This is a genomic window from Curtobacterium sp. CFBP9011 (assembly GCF_034045095.1).
Taxonomy (GTDB): domain Bacteria; phylum Actinomycetota; class Actinomycetes; order Actinomycetales; family Microbacteriaceae; genus Curtobacterium.
In genome coordinates, this window is sequence record NZ_JAXCWN010000003.1 from 326,150 (window position 1) to 347,971 (window position 21,822).

Genomic DNA, 21,822 nt, shown 5'->3' on the forward strand with positions numbered 1-21,822 from the left:
CGTCTGACGACGGCCCGCTGTCGACCCTGGGCCTGGAGGCTCGGGCCCGCGTCTCGTAGGATCGCCTGGATGTCTCCGCAGTCACCCCAGCCGCCCGTCGGCGGCCCCGTCCACCGTTCCGTGGCTGCCCTGCGCGCCTCCGTCCGCCGGAAGCCCGTGCCGTGGGCGGTCGGTGGACTCGTGGTGGTCCTCGCGGTCGCCTCCGGCGGGGTGGTCGCGGTGAACGCGGCGACCGCGGACCAGCCGAGCGCTGCGGGGTCGGCCAGCGCCTCCCGGGCGCCGCTCGCCACCCGGACGCCGACGTCGTCCGCGACGCCGACGCGGACCCCGACGGCCACACCGACCGCGAAGCCGACAGTGACGCCGACACCGACCGCGTCGGCGCAGGCGGCCGCTCGGACGTGCTCGGTCGCCGCTGCGGCCTCGGCCAGCGGTCTCGGCCGCTTCGAGGGCTACGTGATGAACGCGGCCACCGGGGAAGAGCTGTTCTCCCGTGATGGCGGGACGCCCGCGCAGACCGGCAGCGTGATGAAGACCCTGACGAGCGCGACCGCCCTGGCGGTCCTCGGCGGCGCGCACACCATCCCGACGACCGTGACCGACGAGGGGAACGGCAGCATCGCCCTCGTCGGGCACGGCGACGCGACCCTGACGGCTGGCCGCGGCTCCGTCTACCCGGGGGCCCCGAGCCTCGGGCAGCTCGCGCAGCAGGTGAAGGCGCGACTCGGCAACACGCCGGTGACGACCATCGTCGCCGACGGCACCTGGTGGAGCGCGGCCGATGCCTGGGACCCGTCCTGGCCGATCAGCGAGCGGACCATCGGGTACCAGCCGAACGTGACCGCGCTGATGGTCGACGGCGACCGCGCGAACCCGGCGGCCGCGACCTCGCCGCGGTCCCAGGACCCGATCGGCCGGGCTGGCGTTGCCTTCCGCGCGGCACTCGCGGACGCCGGTGTCGTCGGGGCCGCCACCGCCCAGGTGACGCAGCGGGCGACGACCTCGCAGAACACCATCGCCCAGGTGCAGTCGCAGCCGGTGTCGACGCTGATCGGGCAGATGATCCCGAACTCGGACAACACCCTCGCCGAGATGCTCGCCCGCGTCTCGTCGAAGCAGGCTGGCGCCGGTGGGACCGCGGCCTCGCTGACCAGTGTCTACAGCAACGCCCTCCGCGGGTACGGCGTCGACCCGTCCGGCATCCGGATCGTCGACGGCTCCGGTGAGAGCGCGTCGAACGCCGTGTCGCCGTCGTTCGTCGCCCACCTGATGGTGCCCGTGACCCGGGGCGACAAGGGCCTCGGCACCCTGGCACAGGTCCTGCCGGTCGCCGGGGTGTCCGGCACGCTGTCGAGCCGGTTCACCGGGGCGAACGCGGTCGCCCGTGGCAAGGTGCACGCGAAGACCGGGTGGATCGACAGCGCGAACACCCTCGGCGGCTACATCGACGCTGCCGACGGCACGAAGCTGACCTTCGCGTTCTACGCCATCGGGTCGCCGCGGGCCGCCGCGCTGCCGGCACTCGACACCGTCACGGCCGCGGTCTACCGGTGCGGAGGCTCGCTCACCGGCTCCTGACCCGACGGGTGTTGGATGGAGGCATGGCCAGGGCACTGCTCATCACCGACGTCCAGAACGACTTCACCGAGGGCGGCGCGCTCGCGGTCGACGGGGGAGCGGTACTCGCCGAGCGCATCACCGCGTTCCTCCGCCGGCACGCCGACGAGTACGACCTCGTGGTCGCCTCCCGCGACTGGCACGACGCCACCGGCGACAACGGTGGACACTTCGCCGTGACCGACAGTTCGGACGGCGCCGACGGCCCGGACTTCCGGACGACGTGGCCGGCGCACTGTGTCGTCGACACGCCGGGGGCCGAGTACCACCCGGCACTCGACCTGTCGTTCGTCGACGTCCACGTCCGCAAGGGCCAGGGCGAGCCGGCGTACTCGGCGTTCGAGGGCACGACGGAAGCGGGGGCGGACCTCGTCGACGTCTTCTTCGACCGCGACGTGCACGCCGTCGACATCGTGGGCATCGCCACCGACCACTGCGTCCGGGCGTCCGCGCTCGACGGGGTGCACGCGGGCCTCGACGTCTTCGTGTACGAGGACCTCGTGGTGGGCATCGACCCGGCCAGCAGCGAGGCTGCGCTCGAGGAGGTCCGCGACGAGGGCGGACACACCGGGCACAGCGACATGGACGAGGGGCGTCAGCGCCCGGGAGGAGCGGTCCTGTGACCGACCAGACCACCACCAGCAACACCGCCACCAGCACGACGGACACCGCAGCCACCAGCACCACGGTCGGGGACGCGCACGTCAGCGTCGCCGACGTCCCCACCGGCCTGTTCATCGGCGGCTCCTGGCGACCGGCCAGCGGCGGCGCGACCTTCGACGTGCGTGACCCGTCCACCGGCGCGGTGCTCGCGAGCGTCGCGGACGCCACCCCGGAGGACGGCATCGCCGCCCTGGACGCCGCCGTCGCCGCGCAGCAGGACTGGGCCGCGACCGCACCGCGGCGTCGCTCCGACCTGCTCCGGCGGACCTTCGACCTCGTGCACGAGCACGCGGACGACATCGCCGCGATCATGACGCTCGAGATGGGCAAGCCGCTGGCGGAGTCCCGCGGCGAGGTCGTCTACGGCGCCGAGTTCCTCCGCTGGTTCTCGGAGGAGGCCGTACGCATCGGCGGCGACTACCGCACGAACCCCGAGGGCACCGGTCGCGGCATCGTCCTCAAGCGCCCGGTCGGTCCGGTGTACGCGATCACGCCGTGGAACTTCCCGCTCGCGATGGCGACCCGGAAGATCGCACCGGCCCTGGCCGCCGGGTGCACGGTCGTCCTGAAGCCCGCCGACCTCACCCCGCTGACGACGCTGTACCTGGTCGAGCTGTTCCGCCGTGCCGGGCTGCCGGACGGTGTGCTCAACGTGGTGCCGGCCTCCGACGCGAAGGCCCTCTCCACACCGGTGATCGCGGACCGACGGCTCCGGAAGCTCACGTTCACCGGCTCGACCCCGGTCGGTTCGGCGCTGCTCAAGCAGGCGGCGGACAACGTGCTGAAGACGAGCATGGAGCTCGGCGGCAACGCCCCGCTGCTGGTGTTCGACGACGCCGACCTCGACCGGGCGGTGGACGCGGCCATGCAGGCGAAGTTCCGGAACGTCGGCGAGGCCTGCACGGCGGCGAACCGCTTCTTCGTGCAGGAGGGCATCGCGGACGCGTTCACGGCGGCGCTCGCCGAGCGGATCGACGCGCTGCGGATCGGCCGGGGCACCGAGGAGGGCACGGACATCGGGCCGCTCATCGACTCCCGCGCGGTCGACAAGGCCGCGGGGCTCGTCGACGACGCGGTCGAGCGGGGCGCCCGTCTGGTCTCCGGCGGCGAGCGGGTCGAACGCGAGGGCACCTACTACGCGCCGACGCTGCTGGACGACGTGCAGCCCGGCTCCGACATCCTGACGACCGAGATCTTCGGCCCGGTGGTGTCGATCACGCGCTTCGCGACCGAGGAAGAGGGCATCCGCCTCGCGAACGACACCGAGTACGGCCTGGTCGCCTACGCGTTCACCGAGGACATGCGCCGGGGGCAGCGCCTGGCCGAGCGCCTGGAGACGGGGATGCTCGGGTGGAACACGGGCGTCGTGTCGAACGCGGCGTTCCCGTTCGGCGGCGTGAAGGCCTCCGGGCTCGGCCGTGAGGGGTCGCACGAGGGCCTCGAGGAGTACCTCGAGACCGTCTACGTCCTGACGCCGGACCCCTTCGCCGCCTGACCCCGGGGAGGGCCTCAAACGAGGAGCTGGTGCTTCGCCAGGTCCCGGTAGAGCGGGGTGCTCTGCACGAGCTCGGAGTGGGTGCCGACACCGACGACGCGGCCGTGCTCGAGCACGACGATGACGTCCGAGTCCACCACGGTGGACAGCCGGTGGGCGATGACGAGCAGCGTGCGGTCCTCGGCGACCGCGTCGATCGCCAGGCGCATCTTCTGTTCGTTCACGCCGTCGAGCGAGGACGTCGACTCGTCGAGCAGGAGGATCGGGGGAGCGGCGAGCAGGGCCCGCGCGATGGCCAGGCGCTGCCGTTCACCGCCCGAGAGCATCACGCCGTCCTCGCCGACCTGCGCGTCGAGGCCCCGGGGGTCGCGGTGCAGCACGTCGCCCAGGTTCACGGCTTCGAGCACCCGGACGCACTCGGACTCCGACGCGTCCGGTGAGCCGAGCAGCAGGTTCGCCCGGATCGTGCCGGCGAGCACCGGGGCGTCCTGCTCGACGTACCCGATCTGCGCCCGCAGCTCGCCGCGGTCGAGGCCCCGGACGTCCAGACCACCGAGTCGGATGACACCCTCGGTCGGGTCGTAGAAGCGTTCGATGAGCGCCAGCGTGGTCGACTTGCCGGCACCGGACGGTCCGACCAGGGCGACCCGACCGCCGCGGGGGACGCTGAACGACACGTCGTGCAGCACGGCCGGGTCGTCACCGGCCCCGAGGGCCAGAGCTCCCGCACCGGCACCGGCACCCGCATCCGCACCGGACGCCCGCGCGCCGTCCGCGCCCGCGGCGTCCGGGGCTGCTGCGTACCGGAAGGTGACGTGCTCGAACGTGATGGCGTCGCCGGTCGCGATCGCCGCGGCCGGCCGGACGGCGGCGTCGTCCTGGTCTTCGGTCGGCAGGTGCAGGACCTCTTCGATGCGTCCGAGCGCGCCGAGTGCCTGCGCCACGGCGACGACCGCGCCGAGCGCCTGACCGAGCGGCATGATCATCATGAAGAGCAGCAGGATGAACGTGATGAGGGTCGCGATGGTGATCGTGCCCGCCGCAACCTGCGCACCGCCGATGCCGAGCACGGCGATGAACGCTACCTGCATGACGATGCTCGCGACCGGCACGACGAACGCCGACATCCGGGCGATGACGAGGCCGCGCTGGTACGCCTCGGTCGCGTGCTGGTCGACCTCGCTGACCTCGCGCGCGGTGGCACCCGCGGCACGGATGGTGCGGACGGCGCCGATGCCGCGTTCGACGGCGGCGGTGAGGTCGCCGACCTTCTCCTGCGCGGCCTTCGAGGCGACCCGGATGCGCCGGCTGAGCCCGCCGACGACGACCACGGCGACGATCACGATGACGATCACCACGACGAGGAGCAGCGGGTCGATGACCGCCATCGCGATCACGGCACCGGTGAAGGTGAGCGCGCCGCCGATCGACTCGATGAGTCCCTGCGTCAGGACGGCCCGGAGGAGCGTCGTGTCACTGCCGACGCGGGACACCAGGTCACCGGTGCGGCGGACGTCGAACTCCGAGATCGGCAGGTTGAGGATCCGCGCGATGAGCTTGCGTCGGGTGGAGAGCACGACGCCCTCGCCCGCTCGCTGCAGCAGGAAGTGCTGCACACCGTTGAGGACGCCGGCGACGAGCACCAGGACGACGAGGATCCACACGAGCGTCGACATGCCGGTGCCCTGCTGGACGGCGGTGACGACCTGGTTGACGAGCAGCGGCTGCGCCAGGGACGCCCCGGCTCCGAGGATGCTCAGCACGATGATGACGACCATCGCCGGCTTGTTCTCGAACAGGTAGGACAGCAGCCGGCCGAAGGTGGCGCGGGGACCGTCGGTCTTCTTCGGGCGTGCGAACAAGTTGCTCATCGTGCATGGATTCTCTCACTGCAGGACCGACAGACGGACGGGAGGCTCCCCACCGGTCCGTGGGGGAGCCTCCCGTCCGTCGGGTGCGCGCGCCGGCGCGGTCGTCGCTACCGAGCCACGCGCTCCGGGAGCGGCTGGTCGTCGGCGGCGTCCTCGAGGTCGCTGCCACGGGTCTCGCGGACGAGGAACAGCGCGACCAGTGTCACGACCGCCGCGATGGTCAGGTAGAGGCCGACGAGGAAGATGTTGCCGTCCGGCTGCCACAGCTTCAGGGCGATCGACGGTGCGAGCGAGGCGCCGAGGATCGACGCGACGTTGTACGCCAGGGCGGAGCCGGTGTACCGGACGTTGGTCGGGAACAGCTCCGGCAGCAGGGCGCCCATCGGACCGAACGTGAGCCCCATCAGCGACAGGCCGACGATGAGGAACGTGACGACGGTGATCGGTCCGTGCGCCGCCGCGAACCAGAACTGGAACGTCAGGCCGAACAGCGCGATGCCGATGGTGGTCGGGATGAGGGTGCGCCGACGTCCGAACCGGTCGGCGAGCATGCCGGCGATGGGGGTGCAGATGCCGAAGAACACGACGCCGATCATGAGCAGCGACAGGAACTCGCCGCGGGAGTAGCCGAGGCCGATCTGCGGGACGAGCTTCGAGGCGACGGTGCCGGTGGTGCCGTAGCTCAGCGTGAAGGTCGTCATGAAGTAGAAGAGCACGTAGGTGGCGACCATGCCGAAGGTGCCGACGACGACCGCGCGCCACGAGGTGCGGAACACCCGGCCGAGCGGCACCTTCGCGACCGAACCGGAGTCCTGCACGCCGCGGAACACCGTGGACTCGACCAGACGGAATCGCACGTAGAGCCCGATCAGGACGAACACCGACGAGACCAGGAACGGGATCCGCCAGCCCCACGCCTGGAAGTCGGCGTTGGGGGTGCCGTCGGCGCCGGCGGGCAGCGCGGCGTTGATGATGATGAACAGGCCGTTGGCGAGCAGGAAGCCGATCGGGGCGCCGAGCTGCGGCATCGAACCGAACACGCCGCGCTTGCCCTCGGGGGCGTTCTCGGTCGCGAGCAGCGCCGCGCCGGACCACTCGCCGCCGAGGCCGACGCCCTGCGCGAAGCGGAGGACGCCGAGCAGCACCGGCGCCAGGACCCCGACCGAGCCGAAGGTCGGCAGGCAGCCGATGAGGAACGTCGCGATCCCCATCACGAGCAGGGACGCGACGAGGGTGGTCTTCCGGCCGATCCGGTCACCGAAGTGGCCGAACAGGATCGACCCGACCGGGCGGGCGAAGAACGCCAGCGCGAAGGTGACGAACGAGGACAGCTGCGATGCCGTCGGGTCCTCGTTCGGGAAGAACAGGGTGGGGAAGACGAGGACGGCGGCCGTCGCGTAGACGTAGAAGTCGTAGAACTCGATCGTGGTGCCGACGAGGCTCGCGACGACGACGCGCGAGCGCGGGTTCGTCTTCGGGGCGGACGTCGTGGTGGCCGGTGCGGCGGACATGCGTGTGAGGACCTTCGAGGTGCGCGCGCGTTCGGGGAGCGCTGCGGTGACCGGACGGCGGACTGACGACGCGGTTCGCGCGGGGTGGCGCGGACACCGGGTCGGGTGCGTTCGGAGGTGGTGGTCCCGCTCGTGACGGGGTCATCAGTGTACGACGGATGTCGGACACCTGCGAATCGACCCCGAGTGAGCCGTCAGTTCGCCGTGCCGGATCAGGCCAAGCCGGTCGTGCCGGGTCAGGCCGAGCCGGATCAGGCCGCGCCGGTGCCCAGGTGCGACGGCAGCGTGTGGCCCATCCGGTCGCGCTTGGTGTCGAGGTACCCCGAGTTCTGCGCGGAGATGCCGACGACCAGCGGCACGAGGGAGTCCACCGTGATGCCGTGCTCGACGAGCTGCCGACGCTTCTCGGGGTTGTTCGTGAGCAGCCGCACGCGGGTGATGCCGAGGTCGGCGAGGATGCCGGCGGCGCCGCCGTACTCGCGGGAGTCGGCGGGCAGGCCGAGCGCCAGGTTGGCGTCGAGCGTGTCCAGACCGTCCTCTTGCAGGCGGTACGCCTTGAGCTTGTTGATGAGGCCGATGCCGCGACCCTCGTGTCCCCGCAGGTAGACGACGACCCCGCCCTCGGCCGCGATGGTGTCGAGCGCTGCGTCGAGCTGCGGTCCGCACTCGCACTTCAGCGACCCGAAGGCCTCGCCGGTCAGGCACTCCGAGTGCACGCGGACGAGTGCGCCGTCCGAGGGGGCCTGCCCGTCGGGGGTCTTCGCGATCACGGCGACGTGCTCGGCGCTCGTCACGAGGTCCCGGTAGGCGCGCATCTCGAAGAGACCGTGCGTGGTGGGGACGTTCGTGGAGACTTCGAACGAGACCGGGCTCCCGGGGGTGGCGGAGGTGAGTGCGTCGGTCATGTGGTGCTCCGGTCGGTGGGGGCCCCGTCGACCGCGCCGTCGGGCCGCTGCGGGACCGTGCGGGCGCGGACCAGCAGGTCGGGGCCGAGGCTGGACGTTGACATTACACGCAACATCCGCGCTGCGTGGATACTTCCCACCCCGATGTCGCCGAGTGCGACGCGGGGTCCGCCGAGGAGCACCGGGGCCAGGTAGACGAGCAGTTCGTCGGCCAGTCCGGCGGCGATGAACGCCGACGCGACGGTCGGTCCGCCCTCGACGAGGACACTGTGGACGCCCCGCTGGCGGAGCGAGCGGAGGGCGGCGTCGAGGTCGTGGCCGGGGATGGTGACGACCCCGCGGGGATGGCGGTGCAGGGCCGCGTCGGCCGGCAGCGGCCGGTCGCCGAGGACGACGGGCAGCGGCTGGTCGGCGAGGAACTCCCCGGCGTCGCCGCGGGCGGTCAGGCTCGGGTCGTCGGCCAGGGCGGTGCCGGTGCCGACGAGGACGGCGTCGTGAGCGGCACGCTGCTCGTGCACGTGCTGCCGGGCCGCGGCGCCGGTGATCCACTGGCTGGTGCCGTCGGCCGCGGCTGCGCGGCCGTCCAGGCTGGCGGCCCACTTCACGGTCACCCAGGGGCGGCCGAGTCGGACCGAGAGCAGCCAGCGCTCGAGGAACGCCTCGGCCTGGTCGGCGAGCACGTCCGGCACGACGTCGACGCCGGCGGCACGCAGCCGGTCGGCACCGCCGTGGGCGGCCGGACCCGGGTCGTCGACGGCGTACACGACCCGGGCGACGCCGGCGTCGATGAGCGCGACGGAGCACGGACCGGTGCGGCCGACGTGGTCGCAGGGTTCGAGGGTCACCACGGCGGTCGCGCCACGGAGGTGCGCCGGGTCGACCTTCGCCATCGCGTCGACCTCGGCGTGCGGGGTGCCGGCACCGCGGTGCCAGCCCTCGCCGAGCACCCGGCCGTCCGGGGAGAGCACGACGGCACCGACCCGGGCGTGGTCACCGACGACGGGGCCGCGGGCCGCGAGTTCGAGGGCACGGCGCATCGCCCGGACCTCTGCCTCGCTGGCGGGCGGACCGGACGGTTCCGGGGTCGTGTCGGGTGCGGTGTGGCTCACGGAGCGAGACTACCGGCGGGCCCCGACGTCGATCCGGGAGGCCAGGGCAGGTCCGACGCGGGCGTCCCGTCCGCGCGCCGCAGGCCCTTCCACGCGGGCGCGGGCGAGCCGTCGCGGTTCGGCACGAGGGCGTCCCCGCTGCCGGTGTACGCGAAGCCGGCACGACGGGCGACGGCGGCCGAGGCGGTGTTGCCGACGTAGCACTCCCAGTACACGTCCGGGGCGCCCTGTGCGAAGGCCCAGCCCACCACGAGCTCCACGGCGTCGGACACCAGGCCCGCACCACGAGCGCTCGGGGCCAACCAGAACCCGAGGTCCCGGCGGGCGGTCCGGTAGCTGATCACGCCGTCGAGCCAGGTCGACCCCTGCCGCCGGATCGCCCAGGTGTACTCACGGTCGGACGCCCACCCGGGGCCGACGAGCGCGTCGACGAACGCCTGCGCGTCCTTCGCCCGGTAGGGCTGCGGGATCGTCGTCCAGCGGGCGATCTCCGGGTCCTGGCAGGCCTCGGTGATCGCGACCGTGTCCGCGCGCGTCGGCAGGTCGAGCCGGACCCGTGCCGACTCGAGCGTGACGGGGAGCACGGTCGGTCAGCGGGCGCGCGGCACGAAGCCGATGGCGTCGTACACGCGGGCGAGGGTGGCGTTCGCGATCGTCTCGGCACGGTCGGCGCCGACGGCGAGCAGCCGGTCCAGCTCGGCCGGGTCGTCGAGGAGTTCCAGCGTGCGGGCGCGGACCGGCTCGAGCTCGGCGACGACCGCGTCCGCCACCTCGCCCTTCAGGTCGCCGTAGCCCTTGCCGACGAACGACGCCTCGAGGTCGGCGACGGGGGTGTGCGTGAACGCTGACAGGATCGCGAGCAGGTTCGTCACGCCCGGCTTCGCCTGCCGGTCGGCCCGGATCTCCCGCTCGGTGTCCGTCACGGCCGACCGGATCTTCTTCGCCGTGCGCTTCGGGTCGTCGAGCAGCCGGATGAGGCCGCTGTCGGACGCCGCCGACTTGCTCATCTTGCTCGTGGGGTCCTGCAGGTCGTAGATGCGCGCGGTCTCGGCACCGATCCGGGCCTCCGGCACGACGAACGTGTCGCCGAACCGCGAGTTGAAGCGGCCCGCGAGGTCGCGCGTCAGTTCGACGTGCTGGCGCTGGTCGTCGCCGACGGGCACGACCGCCGTGTCGTAGAGCAGGATGTCGGCGGCCATCAGGACCGGGTAGGTGAACAGCCCGACCGAGGCGGCCTCGGCGCCCTGACGCGCGGACTTGTCCTTGAACTGCGTCATCCGGCTGGCCTCGCCGAAGCCGGTCAGGGTGTTCAGCACCCAGGCGAGCTCGGCGTGCGCGGGGACGTGCGACTGCACGAACAGCGTCGACCGCGACGGGTCGATGCCGGACGCGATGTACTGCGCCGCCGTGGCACGCGTGCTGGCTCGGAGTTCGGCGGGGTCCTGCGGGGAGGTGATCGCGTGCATGTCGACCACGCAGTAGATCGCGTCGTGGTCGTCCTGCAGGTCGCGCCACTGCATCAGCGCGCCGATGTAGTTGCCGAGGTGGAGGGACCCGGCCGAGGGCTGGATGCCGGAGAAGATGCGCGTGCTGGTCATGCGGGAGTCCTGGTGCTCGTGAGCGAGTGGGGGATCAGAGTTCGTAGTCGACGACCACGGGGGCGTGGTCGGACCATCGCTGGTCGTACGCGGCGGCCCGGTCGACGGTGTACGAAGTCACCGTGGCGGCGAGCTCCGGCGTCGCGACCTGGTAGTCGATGCGCCAGCCGGAGTCGTTGTCGAAGGCCTGCCCGCGCCAGGACCACCAGGTGTACGGCCCGTCGACGTCGCCGGCCTGCGCACGTCCGACGTCGACCCAGCCGAGACCGGGGCCGGTGCTGCCGTCGGCACCCTCGACCGGTTGGCCGTCGGCACCGAAGAAGCGGCTGAAGTACGCACGCTCACGCGGCAGGAACCCGGCGCGCTTGACGTTGCCCTTCCAGTTCTTGATGTCCCGCTGGTCGTGGCCGACGTTGAGGTCGCCGACGACGACGGCGAGCGGGTTGTGCTCGCGGAGGGCGGGCAGCCGCTCGGTCATCGCGTCGAGGAACTTCCACTTCTCGTCCTGCTTGGGGGTGTCGACCTCGCCCGAGTGCACGTACGTGGAGACGACCGTGACGGTGCGTCCGCCGATCTCGTAGTCGGCCTCGATCCAGCGGCCGGCGGAGTCGAAGTCCTCGGCCCCGAGCTCGACGCGGTGCAGGTGCGCCCGGTGGCGGGAGGCGATGGCGACACCGGCGCGGCCCTTCGCCGACGCGGGGTCGTGCACGACGTCCCACTCGTCGCCGAGCAGGCCGGTCAGGTCCTCGGTCGAGGCACGGACCTCTTGCAGGGCGAGCACGTCGACGTCGCGGTCGGCGAGCCAGTCGCCCATCCCCTTCCGGAACGCGGCACGGATGCCGTTGACGTTGACGGTCGCGAGGCGCAGGCGTGTCATGCGGACCAGCCTATCGGCGGCGCCCGACGCACCGGACGCGCGGTGGCGGGGCGAGCAGACGACAGACGGGAGGCCCGTCACCAGCTGGTGACGGGCCTCCCGTCCGATTGCGGTCGCGCAGCGTGACCGGCGCGCGTCAGGCCGCGTCGTGGTCCGTCTGCAGGAAGTCGACCAGGCTGTCCGCGGTGGTCTCGGCGTCGTCGCCGGACACGGTCAGCGTGACCTGGTCGCCGTTCTCGACGCCGAGGCCGAGGAGGCCGAGGATGCTGCCGGCGTTCGCCGACTTCTCGCCCTTGGCGATGGTGACCTGGTGGCCGGACGCGGTGACGGTCTGGACGAACAGCGACGCGGGCCGTGCGTGCAGGCCGGAGGCGCTGGCGACGGTGACGGTGCGGGTGGCTTCGGACATCGATGGGCTCCTGTCGACGGGTGGTGCGCTCATGGTAGCGAGCGCCTGTGGGGTGGGTCTGGTGGGTCTGGTGGGCCTGGTGGTTCGTGTCGGGTGGTCGGGGCGTCAGTCGCGGCCGGGCCAGAAGACCTCGGTGCCGGCGGCCTCGACCTCGCGCACCAGGTCCAGGTTGACACCGGGGTCCGTGATGATCGTGTCGATCGCGGCGAGCGGGGCGACGCGGCCGAACTCCTCGCGTCCGAACTTGGTGTGGTCGGCGAGCAGGATGCTCCGGCGCGCGGACTTGATCATGGCGCTCTTCACGGCGGCCTCGGCCATGTTGTGCGTCGTCAGGCCGCGCTCCGGGGTGATGCCGTTGATGCTGACGAAGGCGACGTCGACGCTGACCATGCCGATCAGCTGGTGCGTCCACGTCCCGACGCCGGCCAGCGAGTCGCTCCGGATGTTGCCGCCCAGCAGGTGCAGGTCGATGCCCGGGCGGTTCGCGACGGCCATCGCCACCGGCAGCGAGTGCGTGACGACGGTCAGGCCCCGGTCGGTGGGCAGCATCTCGGCCAGGCAGATCGTCGAGGTACCGGCGTCGATCATCACCGAGCCGTTCTCCGGCAGTTCGGCGAGAGCGGCCTCGGCGATCACCATCTTCTCGGTCTGGTTGATGCCGCCACGGTCGCCGACGCCCGGGTGCAGGGTGATCCGCTCGACCGGGATCGCGCCACCGTGGGCGCGGCGGACGAGCCCGCGACGCTCGAGGCTCGTCAGGTCACGGCGGATCGTCTCCGGCGTGACGGCGAGCAGCTCGGCGAGGTCCTTGACGTCGACCCGGCCGTGGGCGCGCGCCTGTTCGACGATGCGCTGGTGGCGTTCTGGTGCGTACATGGGGCCTCATCTGGTGAGCGGATCGCTCGGGTCGGGCTGTGCGTCGGGGCTGTCCGTCCGGGCTGTGCGTCAGGTCGAGACGGGCATGTGGAGCGGAACGGACATGCTCGGGCACGTTCCGACCGGTCAGCCCGCTGCAGTCCTGGACGACAAACGCAAACGGGCATCTGTTTCTGCATTTTTATCCCCGGATGTGTTTGTTTGTCAACGCGACGCGATGTATGGTGCTGCAGAGTCGTTCGGACGCAGCACGCGCCGGACACCGCACCGCCCCCGAACCACCCACCGCTGCTGCGCGTGAGATGAAGGAGTCTCCCCATGTCCGATCTGCTCGGAACCGGCGTCGGCCGCGGCGTTGCCCACGGCCCCGTGCTCCGGATGGCGGACCCCCTGGGAGCCCCCTCGACCGCACCGCTCGAGGGCTCGGCCGAGGACGCCAAGCAGGCCGTGCACACCGCGCTCGCCGCGGTGGCCGAAGAACTGAACGAGCGCGGGCGGCTGGCCGGCGGCGACGCCCAGGCCGTGCTCGAGGCGCAGGCGCTGATGGCCCAGGACCCGACCCTCCTGGACGACGTGCACGCCCGCATCGACGGCGGCACGAACGCCGAGCGCGCCGTGTACGAGGCGTTCGCCCAGTTCCGCGACCTGCTCGTCGGCATGGGCGGCTACATGGGGGAGCGTGCCGCCGACCTCGACGACGTCGCCCAGCGCATCGTCGCGAAGCTCCGCGGTGTCCCGGCCCCGGGCGTGCCGGAGTCGGCGACCCCGTTCGTGCTCGTCGCCCGCGACCTCGCACCGGCCGACACCGCCCTGCTCGACCTCGACAAGGTCCTGGCCCTCGTCACCCGTGACGGCGGACCGACCTCGCACACCGCCATCCTGGCCCGCGCCAAGGGCATCACCGCGATCGTCGGCGTCACCGGTGCGGACGACCTCGCCGAGGGCCAGCACGTGGTCGTCGACGCGGGCGCGGGCACCGTCGTCACCGAGCCGAACGACGAGCTCGTCGCCGACGTCGAGCAGCGCATCGCCGACCGCCGTGCCGCCCTTGCCGCACCGCTCACCGCCGGCGCCCTCGCCGACGGACACGTCGTGCCCCTGCTCGCGAACCTCGGCAGCCCCGCCGACGCGCAGGCCGCCGTCGACCTCGGTGCCGAGGGTGTCGGCCTGTTCCGCACCGAGTTCCTGTTCCTCGACTCGCCCACCGCCCCGACCGTCGCGTCGCAGCAGGCGTCCTACGAGCAGCTCCTCGCCGCCTTCCCCGGCAAGAAGGTCGTCGTCCGGGCGCTCGACGCCGGTGCCGACAAGCCGCTGCCGTTCCTCACGGACAAGGACGAGGAGAACCCGGCGCTCGGCCGTCGTGGACTCCGGGCGCTCCGGAACCACGAGCAGGTCCTCCGCGACCAGCTGACCGCGCTGGCCCAGGCCGACGCCGCGACCGAGGCCGACCTCTGGGTGATGGCCCCGATGGTCGCCGACGCCGAGGAGACCGAGTACTTCGTCGACCTCGCCCGTGAACTCGGGATCCGCACCGCCGGCGTGATGGCCGAGGTGCCCTCCCTGGCGCTGATGGCCGAACAGGTCCTGCGCTCCGCCGACTTCGTGTCCATCGGCACGAACGACCTGACCCAGTACACGATGGCCGCCGACCGCATGCTCGGCACCGTCGCGCACTACCAGGACCCGTGGCACCCCGCCGTCCTCCGCCTCGTCGCCCAGCTCGGCGCGGCCGGAGCGGACGCCGGCAAGGCGGTCGGCATCTGCGGTGAGGCCGCGGCCGACCCGCTGCTCGCCGTCGTCCTCGTCGGCCTCGGCGCCACCACCCTCTCGATGACCCCCGCGGCCCTCGCCGACGTGCGTGCCGAACTCGGCAAGCACACCCTCGACGAAGCCCGCGAGATGGCCCAGGCGGCACTCGCCGCGAGCACGGCAGCGGCCGCCCGGTCCGCTGCGGCCGCAGCGCACGCCGTCTGAGCCCGCACCACGCCCCACAGCACTCCACCCGATCCCTGCAGCAGCAACCCACACAGAGAGTCAACGCACATGACAACGTCGTCCGTTGCAGCGCCAGACACCCGCGACAAGTCGCGGGGTGGCGCTCGCGTCGCCGTCCAGAAGTTCGGCACGTTCCTGTCCGGCATGGTGATGCCCAACATCGCGATCTTCATCGCGTGGGGCCTCATCACCGCGTTCTTCATCGAGACCGGGTGGACGCCGGTCGGCGTCCTCGGTGGCTTCGGGGAGACCAACGGCGTCGCCAACATCGGCCTCGTCAGCCCGATCCTGACCTACCTCATCCCGCTCGCGATCGCCTTCCAGGGCGGCCGCATGGTGTATGAGACCCGCGGCGCCGTCGTCGGTTCCGTGATGGCCATGGGCGTCATCATCGGTGCCAACGGCACGATCATGATCCTCGGCGCGATGATCTGTGGTCCGCTCGGTGCGTACCTCATCAAGCAGATCGACAAGATCTGGGACGGCAAGATCAAGCCCGGCTTCGAGATGCTCGTCAACAACTACGCAGCCGGCATCCTCGGGTTCCTGCTCGCGTTGGTCGGCTTCTTCTGGCTGGCCCCGCTCTTCAAGCTCATCGCCGAGGGTCTCGGTGCCGCGGTGAAGTTCCTCGTCGACAGCTCGCTGCTGCCGCTCGCCAGCGTCATCATCGAGCCGGCGAAGGTGTTCTTCCTCAACAACGCGATCAACCACGGCGTGCTCGACCAGCTGGGCGCGCAGCAGGTCCAGGAATCCGGCAAGTCGATCCTGTTCCTCCTCGAGGCGAACCCCGGCCCCGGTCTCGGCATCCTGCTCGCCTTCACCTTCTTCGGTGTCGGCATCGCCCGCTCGACCGCTCCCGGCGCGATCCTCATCCAGTTCTTCGGTGGCATCCACGAGATCTACTTCCCGTACGTGCTGCAGAAGCCGATCCTCTTCGTCGCCGTCATCCTCGGTGGTGCGACCGGTGTGGCCACCAACGTCGCCTTCCAGTCCGGCCTCGTCGCGCCGGCCTCGCCCGGTTCGATCATCGCGGTCCTCACCGCGACGGCGAAGGACAGCTACGTCGGCGTCATCCTCTCGGTCGTCCTGTCCGCAGCGGTGTCGTTCGCGGTGGCGTCGTTCTTCCTCCTCGCCAGCCGCAAGCGTGACCTGGCCTCCGGCACCGGCGGCGACATGAGCGCCGCGATGGCGAAGCTGCAGCAGAACAAGGGCCGCGACGTCAACTCCGCGACCTCGGGTCTGCTCGGCAACAACTCCCCGGCCAACGAGGAAGAGGCCGAGGCCTCCCTCGGGGGTGTCGGTTCCGCCAGCACCGCCACGGCGACGCGTGTCGAGAACGTCGTGTTCGCGTGCGACGCCGGCATGGGTTCGAGTGCGATGGGCGCCAGCGTCCTCCGCAACAAGATCAAGAAGGCCGGGATCGAGAACGTCACGGTCACCAACAAGGCGATCGCGAACCTCTCGGGTGACGAGGACCTCATCATCACCCAGGAAGAGCTGACGGACCGCGCGAAGCAGAAGAACCCGAACGCCCAGCACGTGTCGGTCGGTAACTTCATGAACGCACCGCAGTACGACCAGGTCGTCGACCAGCTCAAGAACCAGTAAGACAAGAGCACGATGGGGGAGGGGACGGGCGACCGTCCCCTCTTCCGCCGTCCACCACGAACAAGGAGAACCGTATGCCCGTCCTGCAGGAGAGCCAGATCCGCATCCACACCGAGGACGCTGCGCCGACCAAGTCGGAGGCGATGAAGGAGGCGGCTGCGATCCTCCAGGAGGTCGGCGCGGTCACCGCGGACTACTACCCCGCCATGCTCGAGCGCGAGAAGAGCGTCTCGACGTACATGGGCAACTACCTGGCGATCCCGCACGGCACGAACGACGCGAAGGACGCCATCAAGGCCTCCGCGCTGTCCTTCGTCCGCTACGCCACCCCGATCGACTGGGACGGCAACGACGTCCGCTTCGTCGTCGGCATCGCGGGCGTCAACAACGAGCACCTCGACATCCTCAGCAAGATCGCGATCGTGTTCTCGGACGAGGACCAGGTCCAGGCGCTGACCGACGCACCCGACGTGGCCGCGATCCTCGCGATCCTCGGTGAGGTCAACGAGTGAGCACCGCCGTCCACTTCGGTGCGGGCAACATCGGCCGCGGGTTCGTCGGTCTGCTGCTCCACCAGGCCGGGTACGAGGTCGTCTTCGCCGACGTCGCCGCCCCGCTGATCGACGCGCTGGCCGCCGCCGACTCGTACACCGTGCACGAGGTCGGTGCCGGAGCCCAGGACCACGTCGTCACCGGCTTCCGTGCCGTGAACAGCGCCCAGGACGAGGCCGGTGTCGTCGCCGAGATCGCGACCGCCGACATCGTCACCTGCGCCGTCGGACCGACCGTCCTGAAGTTCATCGCCCCGGTCATCGCGAAGGGGCTGCAGCAGCGCTCCGCGGACGCCGCCCCGCTCGCCGTGATGGCCTGCGAGAACGCGATCAACGCCACCGACCGCCTCCGCGAGTTCATCGTGGACGCACTGCCAGCGGACGAGCGTGAGGACGCCCTCGCGAAGGCCGTGTTCGCGAACACCGCCGTCGACCGCATCGTGCCGGCGCAGGCGCCCGGTGGCGGCCTCGACGTCACCGTCGAGACCTACTTCGAGTGGGCCATCGACCGCACCCCGTTCCACGGCGCCGAGCCGGAGCTGCCGGGGGCGCACTACGTCGACGGGCTCGCCGCGTCCATCGAGCGGAAGCTCTTCACGGTGAACACCGGGCACGCCACCGTCGCGTACCACGGGTTCCTCGCCGGTGCGGACAAGATCTCCGACGCGGTCGCGATGCCCGCCGTCCGCTCCGCGCTCGAGGCCGTGCTCGCCGAGACGAGCGACCTGCTCGTCCGTCGTCACGAGCTCGACCCCGAGGTGCACCGCGCCTACGTCGAGGCGATCATCGGTCGCTTCGAGAACCCGCACCTGCCCGACACGGTCATCCGCGTCGGCCGCCAGCCGCTGCGGAAGCTGTCCCGCGACGAGCGCTTCGTGTCACCGGCCGCCGCGCTGGCCGAGAACGGCACCGAGCCGACCGCGCTCCTCGACGCGATGGGCGCTGCACTGCGGTTCGACGTCGCAGACGACGAGCAGAGCGTCGAGCTGCAGTCGCTGCTGCGTTCGGACCGTTCGGACGCCGACATCGCGTCCGAGATCACCGGTCTCGGCGGCGAGCACCCGCTGCACGCCTCCTTCACGGGGCGGGTCGGCGCGGCGCGCGCCTGACGGACGCAACCGCCTGACCGACGGGAGGCCCGGTACCAGCTGGTACCGGGCCTCCCGTCCGTCAGGCGTCCGTCCGTCCGGCGTCCGTCCGGCGGTCGGCTTGAAGCCGCGGTCGTGGCCGCGAGTACCGTCGCGAGCATGACGAAGCAGTGGGTGGCACCGCGTCCCGGCGGCAGTGACGTGTTCGAACTGGTCGACGTCGAGGTGCCGGCCCCCGGCCCCGGCGAGGTGACCGTCCGCGTCCGCGCCGCCGGCATGAACCCCGCCGACGCGAAGCACACGCAGCGTGGCGACCCCGCCGACTTCCCGGTGCCGATCGGGTACGAGGTCGCCGGTGTCGTCAGCGCGGTCGGACCCGACACGACGATCGCCTCGGGGCCGGTCGCTGTCGGGGACGAGGTCCTGGCGTTCCGCGTCCGTGGCGGCTGGACCGAGGAGATCACGCTGCCCGCCGCGGACGTGTTCGCGAAGCCGGCGTCGCTCGGGTTCGCAGAGGCCGCGAACCTGCTGCTCGCGGGCACCACGGCAGCGGACCTCCTCCGCGTCACGGCGGTGCAGGCGGGCGACACCGTCCTCGTGCACGGAGCCTCCGGAGCCGTCGGCGTCAGCCTGCTCCAGCAGATCCGCACACTCGGTGCGCACGCGATCGGCACCGCCTCCGAGGGCAACGCCGACACCGTCCGCGGCTTCGGCGGCACGTGGGTCGCCTACGGGGACGGCCTGGAGGCGCGGGTCCGTGACCTCGCCGCCTCCGGAGTCGACGTGGCCCTGGACTGCGTCGGGTCCGACGAGGCCGTCGACGTCTCGTTGGCCCTGGTGGCGGACCGGAGCCGCATCGCCACGATCGCGGCGTTCGGGCGGGCGGAGGACACCGGCATCACCGCGATCGGCGGGGCGCAGCCGGACAGTGCCGCGTTCCGGGACTCGGTGCGCGCGCGACTCATCGACCTGGCCGGACGCGGCGAGCTCGTCGTGCCGGTCGCCCGGACGTTCCCGCTGACCGAGGCACGTGCGGCCCTCGAGTTGCTCGAGTCGGGGCACCCGGGCGGGAAGATCGCACTCCTGCCCTGACCGCTCCGGCGTCGTCCTGCCGCGGCGCTGCTGTCGCGGCGGCGTCGGTGCTGGCACACTGGGTCCCAGCGCGCGGGGTCAGCGTGCGGGGGAGCAGGACGGTCGGGGCACGTGTCCCGGCCGCCGGGGCCGCCGCCGAGGTCACCGTGGGCACACCGACCCTGCACCCCGGAAGGAACCGCCGTGAGCGACCAGTACCCCCAGGACCCGTACGCCAAGCGGCCGGGTGACGAGCCCGACCCGGCGCAGGGGGCGCCGTCCGGCCAGCAGCCGCCGGCGCAGTCGCCGTACGGGCAGCCGCAGTCGCCGTACGGTCAGCAGCCGCCAGCCCAGCAGTCGCCGGCCCAGCAGCCGCCGGCGCAGTCGCCGTACGGTCAGCAGCCGTCCGCGCAGTCGCCGTACGGGCAGCCGCAGTCGCCGTACGGTCAGCAGCCGTCGGCGCAGTCGCCGTACAGCCAGCCCGGCCAGTCCGGACAGTACGGCGGCCAGCCGGGTCAGTACGGGCAGCAGTCGCCGTACGGGCAGCCGGGCCAGCCCGGGCAGCCTGGTCACCCGGGCCAGTACGGTCAGCAGCCGGGGCAGTTCGCCCAGCCGGGGTCCTACGGGCAGCAGGCCGCGACGCAGGGCGAACCGCCGCTCTGGGCGCCCTGGTACGGCATCCCGTTCCCGAAGGCCTTCACACGTTTCTGGAAGAAGTACGTGCGCTTCGACGGCCGCGCCAGCCGCAGCGAGTTCTGGTTCTGGGCGCTCTGGTGGGTCATCGGCAACTTCGCCACCAGCATCATCGACACCGTCATCGGCGGCGGTGCCAACGGCGACTCGAACGTGGTCGGCGGCCTCTGGGCACTCGCGACGTTCGTCGGCTTCATCGCGCTCACCGTGCGACGCCTGCACGACGTGAACTTCTCGGGCCTGCTGGCGCTGCTGTTCATCATCCCGCCGATCGGGGCGCTCTTCGCCATCGTCATCGGTTGCATCCCGTCCGTCCGCGAGGGCGCCCGCTTCGACCAGCCCGAGCGCGGCTGACCGACCTCTCCCGCACGACCCAGGACGGCCCCACCATGCGGTGGGGCCGTCCTGCTTCGCCGTGGGGCGTCCCCCGCTCGGGGGTGGTCGCCGTCGCCCGGGGCGACGGGGTACCTGGTTGACTCGGAGCCGAGTACCACTCGACACCAGGGAGACACCGTGAGCGACAACCCGCAGCAGCCGTACGGAACGCCCGACGGCCAGCAGCCGTCCGGGCAGCAGAACCCGTACGGCCAGCCCGACCAGTACGGCCAGCAGCAGTACGGCCAGCAGCCGTACGGACAGCCGCAGGGCTACGGTCAGGGCGTCCAGACCGGCCCGAACGGCGAACCCCCGCTGTGGGCCCCGTGGTACGGCATCTCGTTCCCGAACGCGGTCAAGCGGGTCTTCAAGAAGTACGTCCGGTTCGACGGTCGTGCCAGCCGCAGCGAGTTCTGGTGGTGGTACCTCGCGCAGATCATCGTCGTGGCCGTGCTCTACGCACTCCTCGGCATCGGCGGCGCCATGTCGAACGCCCAGACCGACCCGACGACCGGGATGACGACCGGGTCGTTCAGCCCGCTGTACTGGATCGCGACCGTGCTGCTGGGGCTCTACGGCCTGGCGACGATCATCCCGAACCTGGCCATCTCGTGGCGTCGACTCCACGACACGAACATGGCCGGGCCGTTCTACTTCCTCGCGCTGATCCCGTTCGTCGGCGGGATCATCGTGCTCGTGCTGTTCCTCATGCCCTCGAAGCCCGAGGGCCAGCGCTTCGACCGCCCCGAGCGCGGCTGACGCACCGCACCACGACGAAGCCCTCCTGCCCCGATCGGGGCAGGAGGGCTTCGTCGTGTGGTGGACGGGAGCGGCTCAGACCACGCGGACGCGGGCCAGGGACCCGTCGACGACCAGGTCGCGGACGGTCGCCGTCGGGTTCGCGATCTCGAAGCGGAGCGCCCCACCCGGCTGGTCGAACCACGGTCGGACGAAGCGGACGGTGACGAGGAACGGGCGCTCGACCACGTACCGGTGCACCTCGGGTGATGCGGCGGTGTGCGGCGGCAGCGACCGCGCGGTCAGCGGCGTCTCGAGCGGGTGCAGGAGGTAGCCGTCCGGTCCGCCGATGCGGTCCACGGGCACGCCGGCGGGGATCTGGATCGTCAGACCGGCGTCCCCGGTCGAGGCGACCTGCTGGGCCAGCTGCGGGTAGGTCGACGCCGACCGGTCGCGCATCTGGTCGAGGTCGCTGCGACGGATGTCGCGTGCGTCCGGGAACGGCCGGTTCAGGAACCGTCGGAGCATCTCGACGGCGTCGGACTCGTTGCCGGCCGTGGCCAGGCGACGCGCGGTGCCGTAGTCGACGACCTCCAGCGCGAAGGAGCCCCCGTCGGCCGGGATGATGCGCAGCGCACCCTCCACCGGCGGCTCGTGGAGCGTCTCACCGGGGAGCTGCACGTACCGGACCGTGTAGCCGAGCTGATCCAGGATGGGGCGGGTGTCCGCGAACGTCATGAGCGGGAGCCTAGCGCGCCCGCCCATGACGTTC

General features: G+C 71.7%; 19 protein-coding genes and 1 pseudogene. 10 read left to right on the forward strand and 10 right to left on the reverse strand.

Features of this window, described 5'->3' with window-relative positions:
• Positions 1-69 precede the first annotated feature (69 nt).
• From dacB to SOM35_RS08885, 3 genes are all read left to right on the forward strand, one after another.
• Positions 70-1,578 carry a D-alanyl-D-alanine carboxypeptidase/D-alanyl-D-alanine endopeptidase gene (gene dacB, locus SOM35_RS08875; RefSeq protein WP_320515109.1) on the forward strand — a complete coding sequence of 503 codons (1,509 nt, stop codon included), beginning with the start codon at positions 70-72 and terminating at the stop codon, positions 1,576-1,578.
• A gap of 23 nt (positions 1,579-1,601) precedes the next feature.
• Positions 1,602-2,240: an isochorismatase family protein gene (locus SOM35_RS08880; RefSeq protein ID WP_320515110.1), complete on the forward strand. Its 639-nt coding sequence runs from the start codon at positions 1,602-1,604 to the stop codon at positions 2,238-2,240.
• Positions 2,241-2,347: 107 nt separating this feature from the next.
• Entirely contained in the window at positions 2,348-3,775 is a 1,428-nt protein-coding gene (locus SOM35_RS08885) for an NAD-dependent succinate-semialdehyde dehydrogenase (protein WP_320515209.1), read from the forward strand.
• 14 nt (positions 3,776-3,789) lie between these two features.
• Here SOM35_RS08885 and SOM35_RS08890 read toward each other — a convergent pair whose 3' ends face one another.
• The 9 genes and pseudogenes from SOM35_RS08890 to SOM35_RS08930 all read right to left on the reverse strand — a co-directional run bounded on the left by SOM35_RS08890 (position 3,790) and on the right by SOM35_RS08930 (position 12,931).
• A complete protein-coding gene (locus tag SOM35_RS08890) occupies positions 3,790-5,646 on the reverse strand; it encodes an ABC transporter ATP-binding protein (RefSeq protein WP_320515111.1) in 1,857 nt (618 codons plus the stop codon).
• Between the two features lie 107 nt (positions 5,647-5,753).
• Positions 5,754-7,157, reverse strand: coding sequence for an MFS transporter (locus SOM35_RS08895; protein ID WP_320515112.1), 1,404 nt, complete (start codon positions 7,155-7,157; stop codon positions 5,754-5,756).
• A gap of 281 nt (positions 7,158-7,438) precedes the next feature.
• A pseudogene (gene ribA, locus SOM35_RS08900) lies at positions 7,439-8,029 on the reverse strand (GTP cyclohydrolase II); the annotation flags it as partial.
• A 29-nt stretch (positions 8,030-8,058) separates the two neighbouring features.
• Positions 8,059-9,099 carry a bifunctional diaminohydroxyphosphoribosylaminopyrimidine deaminase/5-amino-6-(5-phosphoribosylamino)uracil reductase RibD gene (gene ribD / locus SOM35_RS08905; RefSeq protein WP_290156835.1) on the reverse strand — a complete coding sequence of 347 codons (1,041 nt, stop codon included), beginning with the start codon at positions 9,097-9,099 and terminating at the stop codon, positions 8,059-8,061.
• Positions 9,100-9,167: 68 nt separating this feature from the next.
• Positions 9,168-9,755 carry a GNAT family N-acetyltransferase gene (locus SOM35_RS08910; RefSeq protein WP_221849692.1) on the reverse strand — a complete coding sequence of 196 codons (588 nt, stop codon included), beginning with the start codon at positions 9,753-9,755 and terminating at the stop codon, positions 9,168-9,170.
• Positions 9,756-9,761: 6 nt separating this feature from the next.
• Entirely contained in the window at positions 9,762-10,769 is a 1,008-nt protein-coding gene (trpS, locus tag SOM35_RS08915) for a tryptophan--tRNA ligase (RefSeq protein WP_111074291.1), read from the reverse strand.
• Between the two features lie 34 nt (positions 10,770-10,803).
• Complete coding sequence (locus SOM35_RS08920) at positions 10,804-11,646, reverse strand: exodeoxyribonuclease III (protein ID WP_320515113.1); 843 nt, start codon at positions 11,644-11,646, stop codon at positions 10,804-10,806.
• A gap of 136 nt (positions 11,647-11,782) precedes the next feature.
• Positions 11,783-12,055: an HPr family phosphocarrier protein gene (locus SOM35_RS08925; RefSeq protein WP_111074289.1), complete on the reverse strand. Its 273-nt coding sequence runs from the start codon at positions 12,053-12,055 to the stop codon at positions 11,783-11,785.
• 105 nt (positions 12,056-12,160) lie between these two features.
• Complete coding sequence (locus tag SOM35_RS08930; RefSeq protein WP_110902695.1) at positions 12,161-12,931, reverse strand: DeoR/GlpR family DNA-binding transcription regulator; 771 nt, start codon at positions 12,929-12,931, stop codon at positions 12,161-12,163.
• A 318-nt stretch (positions 12,932-13,249) separates the two neighbouring features.
• On the opposite strand from SOM35_RS08930, the gene ptsP reads away from it, so the two are divergent.
• The 7 genes from ptsP to SOM35_RS08965 all read left to right on the forward strand — a co-directional run bounded on the left by ptsP (position 13,250) and on the right by SOM35_RS08965 (position 21,071).
• Complete coding sequence (gene ptsP, locus SOM35_RS08935; protein WP_320515114.1) at positions 13,250-14,905, forward strand: phosphoenolpyruvate--protein phosphotransferase; 1,656 nt, start codon at positions 13,250-13,252, stop codon at positions 14,903-14,905.
• 69 nt (positions 14,906-14,974) lie between these two features.
• Positions 14,975-16,534: a PTS mannitol transporter subunit IIBC gene (locus SOM35_RS08940; protein ID WP_111074287.1), complete on the forward strand. Its 1,560-nt coding sequence runs from the start codon at positions 14,975-14,977 to the stop codon at positions 16,532-16,534.
• Between the two features lie 74 nt (positions 16,535-16,608).
• On the forward strand, positions 16,609-17,046 hold the full coding sequence (locus SOM35_RS08945) for a PTS mannitol transporter subunit IIA (protein WP_166781155.1): 438 nt from the start codon (positions 16,609-16,611) through the stop codon (positions 17,044-17,046).
• Complete coding sequence (locus SOM35_RS08950) at positions 17,043-18,194, forward strand: mannitol-1-phosphate 5-dehydrogenase (protein ID WP_320515115.1); 1,152 nt, start codon at positions 17,043-17,045, stop codon at positions 18,192-18,194. Before SOM35_RS08945 ends, SOM35_RS08950 begins: the two co-directional genes overlap by 4 nt.
• Before the next feature lie 138 nt (positions 18,195-18,332).
• Entirely contained in the window at positions 18,333-19,265 is a 933-nt protein-coding gene (locus SOM35_RS08955) for an NADP-dependent oxidoreductase (protein WP_320515116.1), read from the forward strand.
• A 183-nt stretch (positions 19,266-19,448) separates the two neighbouring features.
• On the forward strand, positions 19,449-20,291 hold the full coding sequence (locus SOM35_RS08960) for a DUF805 domain-containing protein (RefSeq protein WP_320515117.1): 843 nt from the start codon (positions 19,449-19,451) through the stop codon (positions 20,289-20,291).
• A gap of 159 nt (positions 20,292-20,450) precedes the next feature.
• The gene (locus SOM35_RS08965; RefSeq protein WP_320515118.1) at positions 20,451-21,071 is read left to right on the forward strand and encodes a DUF805 domain-containing protein; all 621 of its coding nucleotides are present in this window, start codon (positions 20,451-20,453) and stop codon (positions 21,069-21,071) included.
• Between the two features lie 75 nt (positions 21,072-21,146).
• Here the strand turns inward: SOM35_RS08965 and SOM35_RS08970 are convergent, their stop codons facing one another.
• Entirely contained in the window at positions 21,147-21,788 is a 642-nt protein-coding gene (locus tag SOM35_RS08970; protein WP_320515119.1) for a TNT domain-containing protein, read from the reverse strand.
• Positions 21,789-21,822 lie beyond the last annotated feature (34 nt).

Bases quoted from the DNA above. Each gene is read 5' to 3' on its own strand.
- SOM35_RS08940 (WP_111074287.1), top strand. From the start codon at position 14,975: ATGACAACGTCGTCCGTTGCAGCGCCAGACACCCGCGACAAGTCGCGG.
- ribD (WP_290156835.1), bottom strand. From the start codon at position 9,099: ATGCGCCGTGCCCTCGAACTCGCGGCCCGCGGCCCCGTCGTCGGTGAC.
- SOM35_RS08925 (WP_111074289.1), bottom strand. From the start codon at position 12,055: ATGTCCGAAGCCACCCGCACCGTCACCGTCGCCAGCGCCTCCGGCCTG.
- SOM35_RS08955 (WP_320515116.1), top strand. From the start codon at position 18,333: ATGACGAAGCAGTGGGTGGCACCGCGTCCCGGCGGCAGTGACGTGTTC.
- SOM35_RS08930 (WP_110902695.1), bottom strand. From the start codon at position 12,931: ATGTACGCACCAGAACGCCACCAGCGCATCGTCGAACAGGCGCGCGCC.
- ptsP (WP_320515114.1), top strand. From the start codon at position 13,250: ATGTCCGATCTGCTCGGAACCGGCGTCGGCCGCGGCGTTGCCCACGGC.
- dacB (WP_320515109.1), top strand. From the start codon at position 70: ATGTCTCCGCAGTCACCCCAGCCGCCCGTCGGCGGCCCCGTCCACCGT.
- SOM35_RS08970 (WP_320515119.1), bottom strand. From the start codon at position 21,788: ATGACGTTCGCGGACACCCGCCCCATCCTGGATCAGCTCGGCTACACG.
- SOM35_RS08895 (WP_320515112.1), bottom strand. From the start codon at position 7,157: ATGTCCGCCGCACCGGCCACCACGACGTCCGCCCCGAAGACGAACCCG.
- trpS (WP_111074291.1), bottom strand. From the start codon at position 10,769: ATGACCAGCACGCGCATCTTCTCCGGCATCCAGCCCTCGGCCGGGTCC.
- SOM35_RS08880 (WP_320515110.1), top strand. From the start codon at position 1,602: ATGGCCAGGGCACTGCTCATCACCGACGTCCAGAACGACTTCACCGAG.
- SOM35_RS08890 (WP_320515111.1), bottom strand. From the start codon at position 5,646: ATGAGCAACTTGTTCGCACGCCCGAAGAAGACCGACGGTCCCCGCGCC.
- SOM35_RS08945 (WP_166781155.1), top strand. From the start codon at position 16,609: ATGCCCGTCCTGCAGGAGAGCCAGATCCGCATCCACACCGAGGACGCT.
- SOM35_RS08920 (WP_320515113.1), bottom strand. From the start codon at position 11,646: ATGACACGCCTGCGCCTCGCGACCGTCAACGTCAACGGCATCCGTGCC.